The sequence below is a fragment of the uncultured Clostridium sp. genome, from assembly GCF_963515715.1.
GTDB lineage: Bacteria > Bacillota > Clostridia > Clostridiales > Clostridiaceae > Clostridium_AW.
In genome coordinates this window covers 47,056-63,010 of record NZ_CAUPZS010000006.1, presented here as the reverse complement: position 1 = coordinate 63,010, position 15,955 = coordinate 47,056, and the positions used below count along the sequence as shown (strand labels likewise).

Annotated in this window: 18 protein-coding genes; 16 read left to right on the top strand and 2 right to left on the bottom strand. The window is 28.0% G+C overall.

Annotation, left to right across the window (positions count from 1 at the left end; all coding sequences use genetic code 11):
• Positions 1-2: 2 nt before the first annotated feature.
• Genes RYO54_RS06710 through RYO54_RS06670 form a run of 9 tightly spaced genes read left to right on the top strand, consistent with a single transcriptional unit; the run spans position 3 to position 6,303 of the window.
• Complete coding sequence (locus tag RYO54_RS06710; protein WP_315116918.1) at positions 3-332, top strand: ribosomal-processing cysteine protease Prp; 330 nt, start codon at positions 3-5, stop codon at positions 330-332.
• 1 nt (position 333) lies between these two features.
• Positions 334-642, top strand: a complete 309-nt coding sequence (gene rpmA, locus RYO54_RS06705; RefSeq protein ID WP_315116917.1) for a 50S ribosomal protein L27 — start codon at positions 334-336, stop codon at positions 640-642.
• 56 nt (positions 643-698) lie between these two features.
• Complete coding sequence (locus tag RYO54_RS06700) at positions 699-1,244, top strand: Spo0B domain-containing protein (protein WP_315116916.1); 546 nt, start codon at positions 699-701, stop codon at positions 1,242-1,244.
• Between the two features lie 24 nt (positions 1,245-1,268).
• Positions 1,269-2,543 (top strand): GTPase ObgE, encoded by a 1,275-nt coding sequence (obgE, locus tag RYO54_RS06695; RefSeq protein ID WP_315116914.1) that lies wholly within the window; start codon positions 1,269-1,271, stop codon positions 2,541-2,543.
• A gap of 26 nt (positions 2,544-2,569) precedes the next feature.
• Positions 2,570-2,860, top strand: a complete 291-nt coding sequence (gene yhbY / locus RYO54_RS06690) for a ribosome assembly RNA-binding protein YhbY (protein ID WP_315116912.1) — start codon at positions 2,570-2,572, stop codon at positions 2,858-2,860.
• A gap of 25 nt (positions 2,861-2,885) precedes the next feature.
• The gene (nadD, locus tag RYO54_RS06685) at positions 2,886-3,488 is read left to right on the top strand and encodes a nicotinate-nucleotide adenylyltransferase (RefSeq protein ID WP_315116910.1); all 603 of its coding nucleotides are present in this window, start codon (positions 2,886-2,888) and stop codon (positions 3,486-3,488) included.
• A 53-nt stretch (positions 3,489-3,541) separates the two neighbouring features.
• Positions 3,542-4,114, top strand: a complete 573-nt coding sequence (gene yqeK, locus RYO54_RS06680) for a bis(5'-nucleosyl)-tetraphosphatase (symmetrical) YqeK (RefSeq protein WP_315116908.1) — start codon at positions 3,542-3,544, stop codon at positions 4,112-4,114.
• Between the two features lies 1 nt (position 4,115).
• On the top strand, positions 4,116-5,384 hold the full coding sequence (locus RYO54_RS06675) for an LCP family protein (RefSeq protein ID WP_315117023.1): 1,269 nt from the start codon (positions 4,116-4,118) through the stop codon (positions 5,382-5,384).
• Positions 5,385-5,400: 16 nt separating this feature from the next.
• Positions 5,401-6,303 carry an RluA family pseudouridine synthase gene (locus tag RYO54_RS06670; protein WP_315116907.1) on the top strand — a complete coding sequence of 301 codons (903 nt, stop codon included), beginning with the start codon at positions 5,401-5,403 and terminating at the stop codon, positions 6,301-6,303.
• 27 nt (positions 6,304-6,330) lie between these two features.
• On the opposite strand, the gene RYO54_RS06665 is transcribed toward RYO54_RS06670, so the two are convergent.
• Positions 6,331-7,560 (bottom strand): D-alanyl-D-alanine carboxypeptidase family protein, encoded by a 1,230-nt coding sequence (locus RYO54_RS06665; protein WP_315116905.1) that lies wholly within the window; start codon positions 7,558-7,560, stop codon positions 6,331-6,333.
• A 116-nt stretch (positions 7,561-7,676) separates the two neighbouring features.
• On the opposite strand from RYO54_RS06665, the gene RYO54_RS06660 reads away from it, so the two are divergent.
• From RYO54_RS06660 to RYO54_RS06650, 3 genes are all read left to right on the top strand, one after another.
• Positions 7,677-8,249 (top strand): helix-hairpin-helix domain-containing protein, encoded by a 573-nt coding sequence (locus tag RYO54_RS06660; protein ID WP_315116903.1) that lies wholly within the window; start codon positions 7,677-7,679, stop codon positions 8,247-8,249.
• A gap of 241 nt (positions 8,250-8,490) precedes the next feature.
• A complete protein-coding gene (locus tag RYO54_RS06655; RefSeq protein WP_315116901.1) occupies positions 8,491-9,087 on the top strand; it encodes a GNAT family N-acetyltransferase in 597 nt (198 codons plus the stop codon).
• 205 nt (positions 9,088-9,292) lie between these two features.
• A complete protein-coding gene (locus RYO54_RS06650) occupies positions 9,293-9,685 on the top strand; it encodes a hypothetical protein (RefSeq protein WP_315116899.1) in 393 nt (130 codons plus the stop codon).
• Positions 9,686-10,025: 340 nt separating this feature from the next.
• Here the strand turns inward: RYO54_RS06650 and RYO54_RS06645 are convergent, their stop codons facing one another.
• Positions 10,026-10,649 carry a phosphatase PAP2 family protein gene (locus tag RYO54_RS06645; RefSeq protein WP_315116897.1) on the bottom strand — a complete coding sequence of 208 codons (624 nt, stop codon included), beginning with the start codon at positions 10,647-10,649 and terminating at the stop codon, positions 10,026-10,028.
• 408 nt (positions 10,650-11,057) lie between these two features.
• Here RYO54_RS06645 and RYO54_RS06640 point away from each other — a divergent pair, with 408 nt between their 5' ends.
• The 4 genes from RYO54_RS06640 to RYO54_RS06625 all read left to right on the top strand — a co-directional run bounded on the left by RYO54_RS06640 (position 11,058) and on the right by RYO54_RS06625 (position 15,953).
• Positions 11,058-11,339, top strand: a complete 282-nt coding sequence (locus RYO54_RS06640) for a DUF503 domain-containing protein (RefSeq protein ID WP_315116896.1) — start codon at positions 11,058-11,060, stop codon at positions 11,337-11,339.
• A gap of 194 nt (positions 11,340-11,533) precedes the next feature.
• Positions 11,534-13,993 (top strand): cation-transporting P-type ATPase, encoded by a 2,460-nt coding sequence (locus tag RYO54_RS06635; protein ID WP_315116895.1) that lies wholly within the window; start codon positions 11,534-11,536, stop codon positions 13,991-13,993.
• Between the two features lie 50 nt (positions 13,994-14,043).
• The gene (locus RYO54_RS06630) at positions 14,044-14,280 is read left to right on the top strand and encodes a hypothetical protein (RefSeq protein WP_315116893.1); all 237 of its coding nucleotides are present in this window, start codon (positions 14,044-14,046) and stop codon (positions 14,278-14,280) included.
• Positions 14,280-15,953 carry a ComEC/Rec2 family competence protein gene (locus RYO54_RS06625; protein WP_315116892.1) on the top strand — a complete coding sequence of 558 codons (1,674 nt, stop codon included), beginning with the start codon at positions 14,280-14,282 and terminating at the stop codon, positions 15,951-15,953. Before RYO54_RS06630 ends, RYO54_RS06625 begins: the two co-directional genes overlap by 1 nt.
• The last annotated feature ends 2 nt before the right edge of the window (positions 15,954-15,955 follow it).

The window sequence follows — 15,955 nt, the reverse complement described above, 5'->3', positions numbered from 1 at the left end:
TTATGATTAAGGCAGTATTTAAAAAGAAAAGAGATAATATAGTTTCATTTAATATCAAAGGACATGCAAATTCAGTAGAAGAAGGATATGATTTAGTTTGTTGTGCTATTTCAGCTATATCTTTAACTATTGCCAATGGCATTACTGAAATTTGTAAAGTAGATGCGGATATAAACACAGAAGACGGTTTTCTAAGCTTAAGTTTAGAAGACAAGGATTCATTGCAAATACATAAATGCCAATGTTTAATGGAGACTATGTTACTTGGATTAAAAAGTGTAGAAAAAAGTTACGGTGAATATATAAAGATTTTAGTAGAGGAGGTGGAGTAGTATGTTACTAATGAACCTTCAGTTATTTGCTACAAAAAAAGGTGTAGGTAGCTCAAAGAACGGAAGAGACAGTGAATCTAAAAGACTTGGAGTTAAGTCTTCAGATGGCCAATTTGTTTTAGCAGGTAATATATTGGTAAGACAAAGAGGAACAAAAATTCATCCAGGAAACAATGTTGGCAGAGGTGGAGATGACACTTTGTTCGCTAAAGTGGATGGTATAGTTAGATATGAAAGAGTTGGTAAAAACAAAAAAAGAGCTTCTGTTTATCCATTAGGAATAGAAGAAGTTGTAGTAGCAGCTGAATAATGTAAAGCACCCTGGTTTAGGGTGCTTTTTTAAAATTTATATATCGGGGGAGAACTATGGGGGATTTTGAGAAGACTATAGAATTATTGAGAAAACAAAGGCACGATTTTATGAATGATCTTCAAATTATATATGGTTATCTTCAGATGGGAAAGGAAGATAAAGCAAGGGAAAGTATAAAAAAACTAAGTATACATAATGAAAGTATAAGTGAAATATATAACTTAGGAGATATTTATTTAGCCTATAGCTTAGAAGAAAATATAAAAAGAATACTAAGAAGAAAAGTTGATGTAAATATAAATATAGAAATATCTAATTTTTCTAAACCACCATTTGAAATAGAGTGCGATAAAAAAATAAATTTAGTAAATAATATATTTGATGAAATAGAAAAAAGTGAATTAAATTTAGTACATATATATTTTTTTGAAGATAAAATAGGGCAGAGTCTTTTTATAGCCAATAATGAAGAATTAATTGATGAAATGAACTGGATGGAGAGCTGGGAAAAATTAAGCATAGAAATAGAAGGAATTTCAGTATACAGATGTATTTATGGAGATAATATTGCTTATAGAATTGTATTGATAAGAAATTAAAAAGTAGATTAAGAGGTGAAGAATTTGTTTATAGACAGAGCAAAAATATTTGTTAAATCAGGAAACGGAGGCAACGGCGCCATATCCTTTAGAAGGGAAAAATATGTTCCGTTGGGAGGACCAGATGGAGGAGATGGCGGAAAAGGCGGAGATGTAGTATTAGTTGTAGAACCTGACATGACTACTCTTTTAGATTTTACATATAAGAGAAAGTATGTATCTGAAAGAGGAGGAGATGGCACAGGCTCGAAATGTTTTGGTAAGGATGGTGCGAAGCTATTAATAAAAGTTCCAATGGGAACTGTAGTTAAAGACGAGGCTTCAGGTAAGATAATGGCAGATTTATCTCATGCAGGAGATAAATATGTAGTGGCTAAAGGAGGAAAAGGGGGAAAAGGAAACGTAAGGTTTACTACTCCCACAAGACAAAGTCCTAACTTTGCTGAACCTGGTATGCCAGGAGAAGAGAGAAGCATAGTATTAGAACTGAAGCTTCTTGCAGATGTAGGACTAATAGGTTTCCCTAATGTTGGAAAATCAACGCTATTATCCATTGTTACTAATGCTAAACCTAAGATTGCCAACTATCATTTTACAACATTAAGTCCAAATTTAGGAGTTGTATCACAGCAAGGAATAGAGCCTTTTGTTATGGCAGATATACCTGGTATTATTGAAGGAGCAGCTGAAGGAGTGGGCTTAGGACTGGACTTCTTAAGACATATAGAAAGAACAAGATTGCTGATTCATGTAGTAGATATATCAGGAATAGAAGGTAGAGATCCTTATGAAGATTTCTTAAAAATAAATGAAGAATTAAAAAAATATAGTGTAAAGCTATGGGATAGGCCTCAAATAATAGCTGCAAATAAGAGCGATATTCTTTTAGATGATGAAATATTTGAAGATTTCAAAAGAAAAGTTGAAAAATTAGGATATAAACAAGTATTTAAAATATCTGCAGGAACCAATCAAGGATTAAAAGAGTTAATTAAAGAATCAGCTAGAATTTTATCAACTATACCTGTAATAGATTTAGAATTAGAAGAAAAGGATATGTATGTTGCAGAAGAAAAGAGATTTACCTATGAAATAAGAAAAGAAGAAGATGCTTATGTTATAGAAGGAAGTTTCGCGGATAGACTTCTTCAAAGTGTTAATGTCAATGACCCAGATGGATTACGATATTTCCATACTGTATTAAAAAATAAAGGTATTATGGATGAATTGTTAGAGATGGGAATAGAAGATGGAGACACAGTAAGATTTAAAGACTTTGAATTTGATTTTGTACTATAACAATCGATATATTTAGGAGGATGAGAATGATAACTGGAAAACAAAGAGGCTATTTAAGATCATTAGCTAATACCTTAGATCCTATTTTTCAAGTAGGAAAGGGCGGAATAGAGGAGAATTTTATAAAACAGGTAGATTCAGCTCTAGAAGCCAGGGAAATAATCAAAATTTCTGTATTAAACAATAGTGGATTAACTGCAAGAGAAGCCTCAGATATGATTTGTGAAGAGTTAAATTGTGAAGGAGTTCAAGCAATAGGAAATAAGCTAGTTGTTTATAGAAGATCAAGTAAAAAACCAAAAATACAATTACCATAACGGTATATAAGGGGTTAGTTGTAATATGGAGAGAAAAGCTATATTTGGAGGAACTTTTGATCCCATACATAATGGTCATCTTCATATAGCCTATGAAGCTTTATATAGGTTAAACTTAGATAAAATAATTTTTGTGCCATCAGGAAATCCACCACACAAGTATGGAAAAGATATAGCGGATTCTAGGATTAGATATGAAATGGTTAAAATGGCTATTAGAGAAGAAGAAAAATTTGAAATAAATGATTATGAAATAGCGAAAAAAAATGTTAGTTATACTTATGAAACCTTGAATTTTTTTAAGCACAATTATCCTAAAGTCATGTGGTATTTTTTAACAGGAGTGGATTGTTTAATGGAATTCGATACATGGAGAAATATGGATGAGATTATGAAAATGTGTAAGCTCATCGTATTTAATAGGCCTGGGTATGACAAAGAAAAAATATTACAACAAAAAGAAAGATTAGAAAGTAAACATAATGAGGAAATAATATTTCTAGATATACCTTTATTGGAGATATCCTCTACAGAAATTAGAAAAGCTGTAAGAGAGAAAAGAAATATAAGATATTTTTTACCTGAGGGAGTATACAATACTATAAAAGAGTTAAAGTTATATATATAACTTTTTTATAAGGTGTGCAGAACTTTTTATATTGTGTCTAGGAGTTGATTTGGATGTGGAGTGAGGAGCGTATAGAGGCCTTTTTAAAAGAGAACTTGGATAATAAAAGATATCAACATAGTTTAAGAGTGAGAGATACTTCTAAAAACATGGCCAAACATTTTGGCATAGATGAAAATAAGGCAGCTATTGCAGGATTAGTTCATGATTGCGCTAAAGGATTCAGTGCTCATGAGCTAATTAATATTGTTAAGAAAAATGGGTATAAGGTAAATGAAGTCTGTGAAAAAAGTCCTCAATTACTACATGGATTAGCAGGAGCGATAATTGCTAGAGATACCATGGGAATTAAAGATAGAGAAATATTTAATGCAGTAGCTTATCATACTACTGGTAAAAAAAATATGACATTATTAGAGAAAATTATATATCTTGCGGATTATATAGAACCTTTAAGAAAATACGCAGGAGTAGAAGAAATAAGAGAATTATCCTATAAAAATATAGATAAGGCCATGATTAAATCTTTCGATTCAACCATAAAATATATAATAGAAAGAGGACAAATGTTACACATTAATACTGTAGAGGGAAGGAATTATATTATAAAAACTGTAGGTGAATAAAATGGTTAATAAGAAAAAAGGGGATAATAGTAGTAAAAAAAGCAATAAAAGAAAGAAGAAAAAAGGTGGAAGAAAATTAATAGTATTGCTGACAATACTATTTATTATAACCTTTGCATCTAGCTTTCTATATTTCTATTTATTGAGCTTTAGTAATAATTCAAAAATAGGGAATGAATTAGCCAACGTAGAAAAAAAAGAAACTTCAAATAAGGAACCTGTAAACATATTGGTAATGGGCGTGGATATCGGAGGAACATCCAGTAAAGATGAACCTAAAAGAACAGATACTATGATGTTAGCGAGTTATAATCCTAAAGCTGAAAAATTAAGTATAATATCAATACCAAGGGATACTAGAGTGCAAATAAATGGGAAGGTTCAAAAGATTAATGCTGCCCATGCCATAGGTGGACCTAAATATTCAATAGACTCTGTAGAAAATTTATTAGGCATAGATATACATTATTATGCTAAATTGGACTATGAAGGTTTTAGAAAAGTCATTGATAGTATAGGTGGAGTAGAAATGAAAATTGAGCAAAACATGTACTATGATGATGATAGCCAAGATTTACATATAAGATTTAAAAAGGGAGAAGTAGTTCATTTAGATGGTAAGAAGGCAGAGGAGTTCTTTAGATGGAGACAGAATAATGATGGAACAGGACTAGCAGATGGAGATTTAGGAAGAATTAAAAATCAACAGATGTTTGTAAATAAGGTTATAGACAAATTTAAGAGTCCGGCTATTATTACTAAAATGCCGTCTATTATGTCTACCTTACCTAAATATGTAGAGACTAATATGAAACCAGATGAAATAATTAAATATGGTTATCTATTCATGAAGGTAAACAAAGATAATATGGATATGGCTACATTAGAAGGGGAAGCTAGATATGTAGGAAATATATCTTATTTCTTGTATGATGAGAAAGCCAACAAGGATTTAGTTAATTCTATAAAAGGAATAACTAAAGAGACTCAAATACAAAGAGAAAAGATAAAAATACAGGTTTTAAATTGTACTGCTAAAAATGGTTTAGCATCAGACTATTCATCTAGTTTAAAAAGCAAAGGATATACTAATATTTCTATAGGAAATGGAGATAAAAGAGAAAAATCTAAAATTATTATTAAAGGTGTAGATAAAAGTTTAATTAATGATATAAAAAAAGATTTCAAAATAGATAAGACAGAAAGCAGTAATTATAAAGAAGGGGATTATAATATAACGGTACTATTAGGGGAAGATTACACTAAATAGATAGAAGGAGTTTATTATGAGTAGTAAATTAAATTTTCTATTTGAAAAAGACGAAGAAATGCCTCTAAAAGAGTATCTAAAATTTCATTTAAAATTATCTTCTAGACTTATCAGAGGTGCTATTAGGGAAGATAGGATAAAGGTAAATGGAGAAATCGTAAAATTAAATTATAAACTTAAAAGTGGTGACTCTATTGATATTTCTATCCAAAAGGATGAAGAACAAAATATTGAACCAGAAAAGATGGACTTGGATATAGTATATGAAGATGAAGATATAATTGTAATTAACAAAAAATATGGAATGGTTGTTCATCCCACTAAAAGTTATCCTAATGGAACTTTAGCTAATGGTTTGTTGTATTACTTTAAAAGTAGTGGACAGAATTGTATAGTTAGATTAGTTAGTAGATTAGATATGGATACTTCGGGATTAATATTAGTTGCAAAAAATCAATTTGCACATATGTCTTTAGCAAGGGATATGGGAGAAGATAGTTTTAAAAAGTGGTATTTAGCAGTGGCCCATAATAAACTTACTCCAGAAGAAGGGACCATAGATCTCCCTATTTATAGAACGGGCGGAGAAAGTATAAAAAGAATTATAGACGATAGAGGGCAAAGGAGCATTACTCATTATAAGGTTATAGAAGAATATGCTGATGGAAGCTTGGTTCAAGTATTACTAGAAACGGGAAGAACTCATCAAATAAGAGTTCATTTAAGCCATTTAGGAAATACTTTATATGGTGACTCACTTTATGGAGAAGAATATGATGATGAGTCACTTATTAATAGACAAGCGCTTCATGCATATAAATTATCCTTTCCACATCCAAGGACTGGAGAAGTTATAAGTTTAGAATGTGGATTACCAGAGGATATAGAAAAATTAATAAAAGAACTAAAAAAGAGCTAATGTTAGCTCTTTTTTATTTAAAAGTAATTAAAAGATTTTTCTTAATTTATTTTTTCTATATATAATTACTAAAGCTATTATTATGATTGATAATAATAAGGACGCTATAGCAACTACATTTGAATTTATTTTTGATATTACTTTAGTTGTAGTATTTTCTTTTATTATATGGTCTGAATCACTTAAAAGTTTTAGAGTTCCGATATTTTTGTCATTGAATGAGATTGTAGCATTTATTATATTATCACTTTTTTTAAAGGATGCACGGCTTAAATCTTTATTTTCTAAATTAAATACAGCTTTTTCATCAGCATCTTTTTCTTTTATATAATAAAAGTCTTCAGAAGCCAGCAACTTTACATTTAAATCCTTTTCATTATATTCGGTAACAACCTCATCTTTTGAAAACATTTTAACTAGTTGATAATTATTAAATCCATAGTCGAATAATTTTATAGCATCGGGGAAATAGGTCTTATTTTTATCATAAATAAAGGAAACAATAAGCCTCTGATTATTTCTTTGTGCACTAGCTACGTAAGAATGCTCAGATTGAACGGTGTAGCCAGTTTTTCCACCTTCTATTCCATCATAATAATAAGTTGAATATTGTTGAACTAATTTATTCTTATTCCATAAAGGTCTTGCCGCTTTAGATTTATTTGTAGGGGCTATTTTGTATGATAAAGATGTAGATATTTCTATATACTCAGGGTGTTTAACTAACTCTCTCATCATTAGAGCTAAGTCTTTAGCAGATGTTCGATGTTTGTCATCATAAAGTCCATTAGGATTTACAAAATTAGTATTTTCACATCCTAATTCTTTTGCACGTTCATTCATAAGCTTAGCAAACTCTTCAACAGAACCACTGATATGTTCGGCCAAAGCTTCAGCAGCATCATTTGCAGACTCTAAAAGAAGAGCATAAAGTAAATTGCTAACTGTTATTTGCTCACCTTCAAAAATATATATCTTGCTACCATCTGCAAAAGGAGGTTTTTTCCCAACGGTAACTACATCATCAAGTTTAGTATTCTCTAAGGTTAATAAAGCGGTCATAATTTTAGTGGTAGAGGCAGGGGGATAGGGCTTATCCATATTTTTCTGAAATAAAATTTCTCCTGTAGTAGCATCCATTAAAATAGCTCCATCAGCAGAAACACTAGGTGGATTACTTTTTGCACTAACCATTTTGGAATTTAAAATTATAGAAATAATTAAAATAAATATAAGTAAATTATGTACCTTTCTCATGATATCCTCCTTAGTTTTGCTTAAAAACAATTATATCAAAAATCTTTCAAAACTGCGATATTAATTAATAAATTTGTCAATAATTTAAAATAATATTACCTTAGGAGGTATTAATTGTGAAAAATAAGAAGAAAATAATAGGTTCCACCGCAATTCTGATTTTATTTTTATGTTTTATGATCATAGGGTATTTCAAAGATAATGTCTATAATGAGAAAACTGAAGACATATTTATTGAAAATAAAGAGGAGTTTCAGGATAGTGATATAACTATTTATGTAAATGGAGAAGTAATAAATCCAGGTGTATACAAATTAAAAGGTGATAGTAGGATAGAGGATGTAATTAAAATAGCAGGTGGATTTACAAATAATGCAGATAAAGACAAACTTAATTTGGCAAAAAAATTGAGAGATGAGGATTATATATTTGTGTATGAGAGAGCTTCCGAAAATAATGATGGATCTAAAAGAAGCAACAACATTAATCAAGAAAAAAAGGTCAATATAAATGAGGCTTCAAAAGAAGAATTAAAATCCATCCCTGGGATAGGCGAAGTAACAGCACAAAAGATAATTGAATATAGAGAAACAAACAGGGGATTTAATTCTATTGATGAAATGAAAAATATCGATAGAATTGGAGAAAAAACCTTTGAAAAATTAAAAGATAAATTAGATATAAGATAATGTATTTAATAAGTATAAAAATATTAGGTGCAAATCTAGGTACTTAATTTCTATTATTAAATTAAATAGTTAAACAGATATAATGTATTTTGTACATTGAATATAGGTCTTTATGGCATTATATAAAAGACTAAGGGAATGTATAATAATAGTATAAGAAATATTTAAAACTAGTATACAAATGTACTGAATTACATGTGATTAAATATGCTTGTTATATTTTTGGGGAGGCTTAGAAAGCATGGGTAGTAAGAGCATAAGAAATGCTCAAAAAAAAGACGTTAATGAAGTAGCAGAACTTATTTACAGCACGGAAAATGACCAGGAACATGTCTGGGGAGGAAAGTCTAAAAAGGATAATATAAAAATAATAAAAAAACTTGTAGAAATGTCAGACTCAAGATATTCATTAAATTATACAAAGGTTATGGAGTATAATGGTGAGGTAGCAGGAATAATAATAACGATACCTTATGAAGATTTTAATAAACTAAATGTGAGAACTGAAAAAATAATACTTAAATCATTAAAAGGATTTGTTAAAAAAATTAGATTCTTAATTGAAGATGTAAAATATAATTTAGTAGGGGAATGTAACAAAGGTGACCTTTATGTTGCTAATATTGCTACTAATGAAAAAGTAAGAGGGTTAGGCTTCGGTAAAGCTCTTATGAATTATGCAGAGAGGTTAGCAAAAGAAAACCATTGTGAAAGATGTGTTTTGATTGCTAAAGATGAGGAAACATCAGAGTTTTATGAAAAAATAAAATATAAAAAAGTATTTAATAGAAACATTTTAGGTGAGAGAATAATTAAGATGGCTAAGCCTATAATATAGATGTAAAAACATAGAAGTATTAAGCGAATAAAATGCTAGGGATTATTTAAAATTCCTAGCATTTTACGTTTTAAAGGTAACTTTTGCATTTATTTGCATTTATATGATAATGATAATAGTTAGTAATTGTTTTATTAAAGGAAATCTTATCTTTACGTAGAATATAGTTAGGAGGATTGTATAATGATTAAAAGGAGGGAGTCCAATGGCTCAGGCTCACCTAGAGAAGGGGGAGATTTTTTTAAATGAAATCTTAAGAGAAGGATATGATCATTTAAACCTTCTAGAAGAAAGCTTTAAAATAGATTTTTCAATATTGAAAAATCTAGGAACTATTGCAATCAACGAAGAGCTATACATAAAATGTGAAAAAAATATTAAAAGATTATTAGTGCTATTGTCTTTAATAAGTTTTAAAGATGAAGGTAAAGAAGATTATACAAAAGAAGAAGTAATTGATAGAATTTTATTTATAAAGAAATATTATAATATAATAAAACCCGAAATTATTAATAATATATTTTATTTTAAGCCTAATATGTTAAAAATAGAAAAGTTATTGTATGCTCAAAACAATATTTACATTATCTATAAGTAAAAACCTTGATTATTCGAGGTTTTTTTATTTTTATAAATAATATTTATAAAATTGGTAATAATACTATTATGATAACCTATTTATTTTCCCCAATTTGGGGATTTTTTTTTAATTTATCCGAATTATAGAAAGGAGATATAATCTATGCATAAGGAAGATAAAAAGCAAGCTAAAAAAGGAAGTAAGAAAAGTGCTAATGCTGACATAATACATGTTGATGAAATGAAAAAGCATGATAGCAATAAAAAGAATATGAAGTAAATACAATTTATGTAAAATACATTGCAAAATGATATAATACAATGATAAAAATAAGGAGTATAGAATTATCTAATACTCCTTATTCGGTATCTGAAACAAAAGGTCTTTTAAAATTTAACCTACCTACTAGATAGAAGACAAACTCTCCTACTAATATTGCGGATACTAAATCTAAAACTACATGTTGTTTAACGAAAAGTGTTGAAAGTATAATTATAATTGATACTATATTCACTGAAAACTTTATGAAAAGATTATCTTCAAAACTTATACCTTTAGTCATTAAATAACAAGTTAGTACATGTATACTTGGAAAACAATTAAAAGGCTTATCAAAATAGTAAATGATTCCAGTTAATTTAGTGAATAAATCATCTCCGTACAGCATAGGTCTAGGAACTGTGGTCTGAAAAATAAAGTAAATAATATAGCAGATAATTAAACCTAAATTTAAACTTATCAATGTTCTATAATATATTTTTAAATCTTTAACGCATAAATAAAATAAGGTAAGAAAAATAAAAGGATACCAAATTACATAAGGAACTATAAATTCTTTAACAAAGGGAATATTTCTATCCACCTCAGTAATTATAGTATAAACGCCTCTATTAGAGTTATTCAATAGAGCATAGAATACGTTAATTATTGGTATAGAAACCAGGGATAATAAATGAAAAACATTATTTTTAACTTTTTCCATTTCTGCCTCCTATGTTTATTATTACACTTTCTATTATTTTAATACATACTTATTAAATTTGTATATATTAAAGCTTAAGAATACCTTAAAAATACGTTACAGTAGCTGGACATTTTTGTAATATAAACTAAAAGCCTAAAATAAAGATATATAAATAAATATATATATTTATTTATATATTTATATTAATCTTTTGATAAAGAAATTAAAACTTAACTATTGATAAGAATATACCGATAATAGTAATATATCGAGATTAGTAGATTAAAAGAAATTTTATGGATTAAAAGAAGATTTAAAATGCTATTGTGATCAAAGTAAGAAGAGTTCTGCAAATGAATATTTAGATTTATATAATAAAATCCTTTGGAAATAATAAGTGTAAATTAATTTGATAGGAGAATAAGAATGATTATAGGGACTGGAGTAATTTGCTTAAGAGCTAATTGGGTACATTCATTAAAAGAAAAAAGGATGATCGTTCAAAGTTTAACTACAAAGGTAAAAAATAAATTTAATGTATCTATAGCAGAAATTGAAGATCAAGATTTACACCAATCAATAGTATTAGGAGTAGTATGTGTAAGTAATAAAGTAAGACATGCAAATGATGTAATACAAAAGGTAATGAATTTCATAGAGAATAATACTGATGCTATTGTAGATGAAGTAACAATTGAAATACTATAGGGAAATTGCGAAATAATTTTTTAGAGTGAAGAATTAAAAGTTAAGAATGAAGAGTAATGGATGAAATTTCTTTAGAAATTTCTAAATTATAAGATTTAAGAATTCTCTCAAGAGAATTCTGTCCTGTACTCTTCACTTTTCACTCTTAACTCAAAAGTTGCATTGCAATTTTTAATTACTTGGAGGTAAGACTTATGACTGAATGGTACAATTTAAGTTGGAATGAAGTTGTAGAGCAACTTAATAGCGATGCTAATAAAGGTTTAACAAAAGAGAAAGTAGAAAAATTACAAGAAAGTTATGGGAAAAATATGATAGAAATTCCTAAAGGAAATAATATTTTATATATTATGCTTTTACAGTTTAAGAACTTTTGGCTGCTATATATGTTATTAATAATAGGGATATATTATTATATAGGTCAAGCTAGTGAGGCTATAGCTTTATTTGGTATTTTAATGTTGAATATTATTTTAATTTCCTTCGAGGAGAGTAAACGAGAAAAGGAAATTAAAGAATTACAAAAACTTCAATCATCCGAGGCTATGGTAATAAGAAACGGGGTTACTGTAAAGATAGATGCTAGAGATTTAGTGATTGGTGATATCGTTATATTAAATGATGGAGATATTGTTCCTGCAGATATAAGGTTAATAGAAGGGGATAATATTAAAGTAAAAGAAGGAGCTGTAACAGGAGAAGGATATTTAGTAGAAAAATACAGCACAAAAATCGAAGACAAGGAGCTCCCTTTAACAGAAGTAAGAAATATTTTATTTAAATCTTCAGCTATAATAGAAGGAAGCGGTAAAGGAATAGTTATTGCCACAGGGATGGGAAGTGAAATAGCTAATATAATTGGATTGGTTGTAGAAAATAATGAAGAAGGAAACATGATAAATAAAAAGCTTCACGGTATATTGAACTCATTTGCTTCGATATCTATCATAATTTCTGCTTGTATAGCATTTATTCAGTTATATATATTAAAAGGTGATGTAGTAGATGGGTTTTTTAGCTTTGCATGGGCACCTACTGCCTTTATTCCCTTTAGCATTTTTATATCAATAGAAATAATATCGTATTTTATAATAAAAGATTTTAATAAAAAAGATATAGTAATAAAAAACTTATCTGTTATGGACAAGCTATCAAAGACAAACATAATATGTGAGGAGAAAGTAGGAGTATTTTCAGAGAATTATGCTCATGTTAAAAGTATTTATGTAGATGATAATCTCATCAATTTAGAAGATTTTGACTTGATAGAATTAAGTGAAGAGCTTAATACATTAAATAGAGTGATACATATTGGAATGCTATGTAATGATACAAGACTTTTTAATGGTGAATATATAAATTCAAAAAATGACATAACTGAAATAGGGTTAGTAAAATTTATTCGTGAAAATAATATAGATAGATTTCAGCTAGAAGCGATGGAAAATAGAATTTTGACTATTCCTTTTGATAAAGAGAGAAGGCTCATGAGTACAATTAACAAAATAGATGATAATTATAGAGCTAACGTTAAAGGAACAGTAAATTCTCTTTTAAATAGATGTACTCATTTAATGAAAGATGGACGGGAAAAAGACATTACTGAAGAAGATATTAAAAAAATTAAGTATGCAGGTATTCAAATGTCCAGTATGGGACTGAATGTAGTAGCATTCGGATATAGAAATTATAGTTATGAGCCAAGCGTTAATGAAAATTTAGAAAGTAATTTAGTATTTGCAGGGTTAATAGGATTCTATAACTCACCTTTAAATGAAATTTCAAATGTAATAAAAAAAGGACGAGAATTAAACATTCACCCTATCATATTTACAGAAGATAATAAATTAGTGGCAGAGTCTTTTGGAAAAGAAGTTGGTATACTTAACAGGGTTACAAAAGTATTGTCAGCAGTTGAAATGGATAACATGCCAGAGGAGGATTTAGAAAAGATAATAGGTAGGGTATCTATATTTTCAAAACTAGAATCTAAACATAAAACTAAGATAGGTAATTATTATAAAGAGATTGGTCAAAATACCATGATGACGGGAAGAAGGATTACTGATTTGCCATATTTAAGAATCTCAAAAGTCGGTATAGCTCTTAATGGGACAAACATAGTAAATAAATTATCTGATGTGGTAGTAAAAGAAAGGAACTATGAGAGTTTATTAAATATCATAATTTCTTCAAGAAAAATCATTAATTCTCTAATAAATATTATAATATATACTTTTCTATGTTCTTTAGTGGTGGTTATTACTAACGTAGCTTCTAAGCTATTAGGATTAGAATATATATTAAATACCTTTAATATTCTTTGGGTAAACGTGATTACTATAATAATATCTTCAATAGGCATAGCTTTAAACTATAAAAATGAAGAAGAATATAACTCAGAGTCTATAGGGAAAGATATATTTAAAGGCATTATTTTTAAATCTATATTTAAAGCAGTATTCATAGCAGGTATATCCTTAAGCAGTTTGTACTTAAATGGAAAAATATCATTTTTAATTTTAAATTTATGTTTAGCCCTATTACCAATAACTTTTAACAAAAAACATACTTTAAAAAGTAAGCTATGTTATATATTTAATGTAGCAGTGCAATTAATATACTTTATAATTTTAACAAAATCTAATATATAGTTTAAACTCCATAGTATTGGATAGAATAATAATATGGAGGTGCAGTAACTATGTTTGAAAATATATTTGAAACCATAGTTATAGGAAGTGATACTGTATTTTTAGATTTACCAAAGGAAGAGTATGTTTCAAAATATAATACATTATCTTTGGACTCTGCTCAAAGTCTAGCTGAAAAGTACTTTGAGAATAGAGGGGAAAAGGTTATTCCGGAAGTTCGAGATTTTTATGTAAACGAAGATATTCATAGAGTTAAAATAACAGTTCAATTAAAGGATTTAAATTAATGAAAAAACATATAGTTTTTTATGCAGTAGCTTTTTTCATAGGCTGCCTTTCATCCATATGTTATATAAGCAATATTTATATAGGTGCAGTAATAGCTGCATCTTTTTTATACATAATTTTTATATATGAAGACAAAACCTTTTTTGTTATTATGTTAGCATTCTTTTTATGTGGTGTCTTTAGATTTAATAGTTATTTTAATTACTCACCTAAAAAGGAAGAAAGAATTAGAATCGTAGATCATAGGGAAAATTATATTATTGGCAATGTAAAAGGGCGAAGGGTAATTATCAAAGGGGAAATAGAGGGACTTACAGAAGGCTTAAGCATAATGGCAAAGGGAGAGTATAAGAAAGATATTAATTACGATAAAGGGATAATAGGGAGTTATGAAATACATAAATATAAAAATAAAAAAGGAGATTTAATATATAAGTTTGCAGAAAGAAAAAGAAAGGTTATAAAAAAATTAGAAAAGTATCTAGATAAAGATAAATTAGCACTAGTTACGTCTTTATGTTTTGGTGATGTAAGTTTAATGGATAATATAGAAAAATATAAACTTCAAAAACTAGGAGTAATCCATGCCGTTAGTGTATCCGGGTTTCACATTTCTATAGTGTATAAATTTGTACATATGATTTTAGGATTTAAACTAGCATTAATATTTATTATGTTATATGTAATTTTTACTGGGTTTAAATATTCCACATTAAGAGCTTTTATTATGATACTAATACTATCTTTTTCAGATAAAGTGTATAAAAATTACGATGGCATTTCCGCACTAGCAACTGCATTTTTGGTAATTTTATTTGGAAAACCCTATTCTTTTATGGAAATGGGATTTTCATTATCCTTTTTGGCTACATTAGGTATAATATTGCATTACGGTAATATTAAATCTACCCTCAAATCTATACCAGAAAAATTAAGGGATACCTTGAGTATAACTTTAAGTTCTCAAATCTTTACTTTACCATATATAGCATTTACCATAAAGAATTTTAGCTTAGGTTTTCTTTTAGGAAACGTGTTTTTAGTTCCTATATTTTCTTTAATAGTCATACTAGGCAACCTTTCAATACTTACTACTAAAATTGATTTTTTATTTAAGATTATTTCTTATGTACTTTATTATTTAAGTTACATTGTAGAATATACTTCTTATTTACTTATAAAGATATGTCCGCCATTCTCATATTTAGGTTGGTATGAAGGTATATACTTTATGATAGTGTATTTTAGTTATATAATGATTAAGAGAGGAGTAGTAAAATTTAAAGCGTTACCTCTCATGTCTTTTTTATTAATATTTATAAATACATATTCATTATTTCCTTCAGTTTATTTTATCGATAATCAATATGTAAATGGGGCTATAATAAGGTATAATAATGAATGTGTTATGGTATGTAACTATGATTTACAAAAGGGGAAGGAAGTTATAAAAATAAAAGAAAACTTCAATGCCACTAGAGTAATAACAGATGTAAAAGATAGTGATTACATTTATATAAGAAATTATAAAACAAATATTTTGTTTGAAGAAAATGAGGTATCAAGTATAAAATTAAGTAGGAAAAATAAAACCTTTTTAGTGATTCCAGAAAAGGAAAGGGATTATTGGTATAAAATAATTTTTGGAAGGGTTATTAAATGGAGGAGATAAGA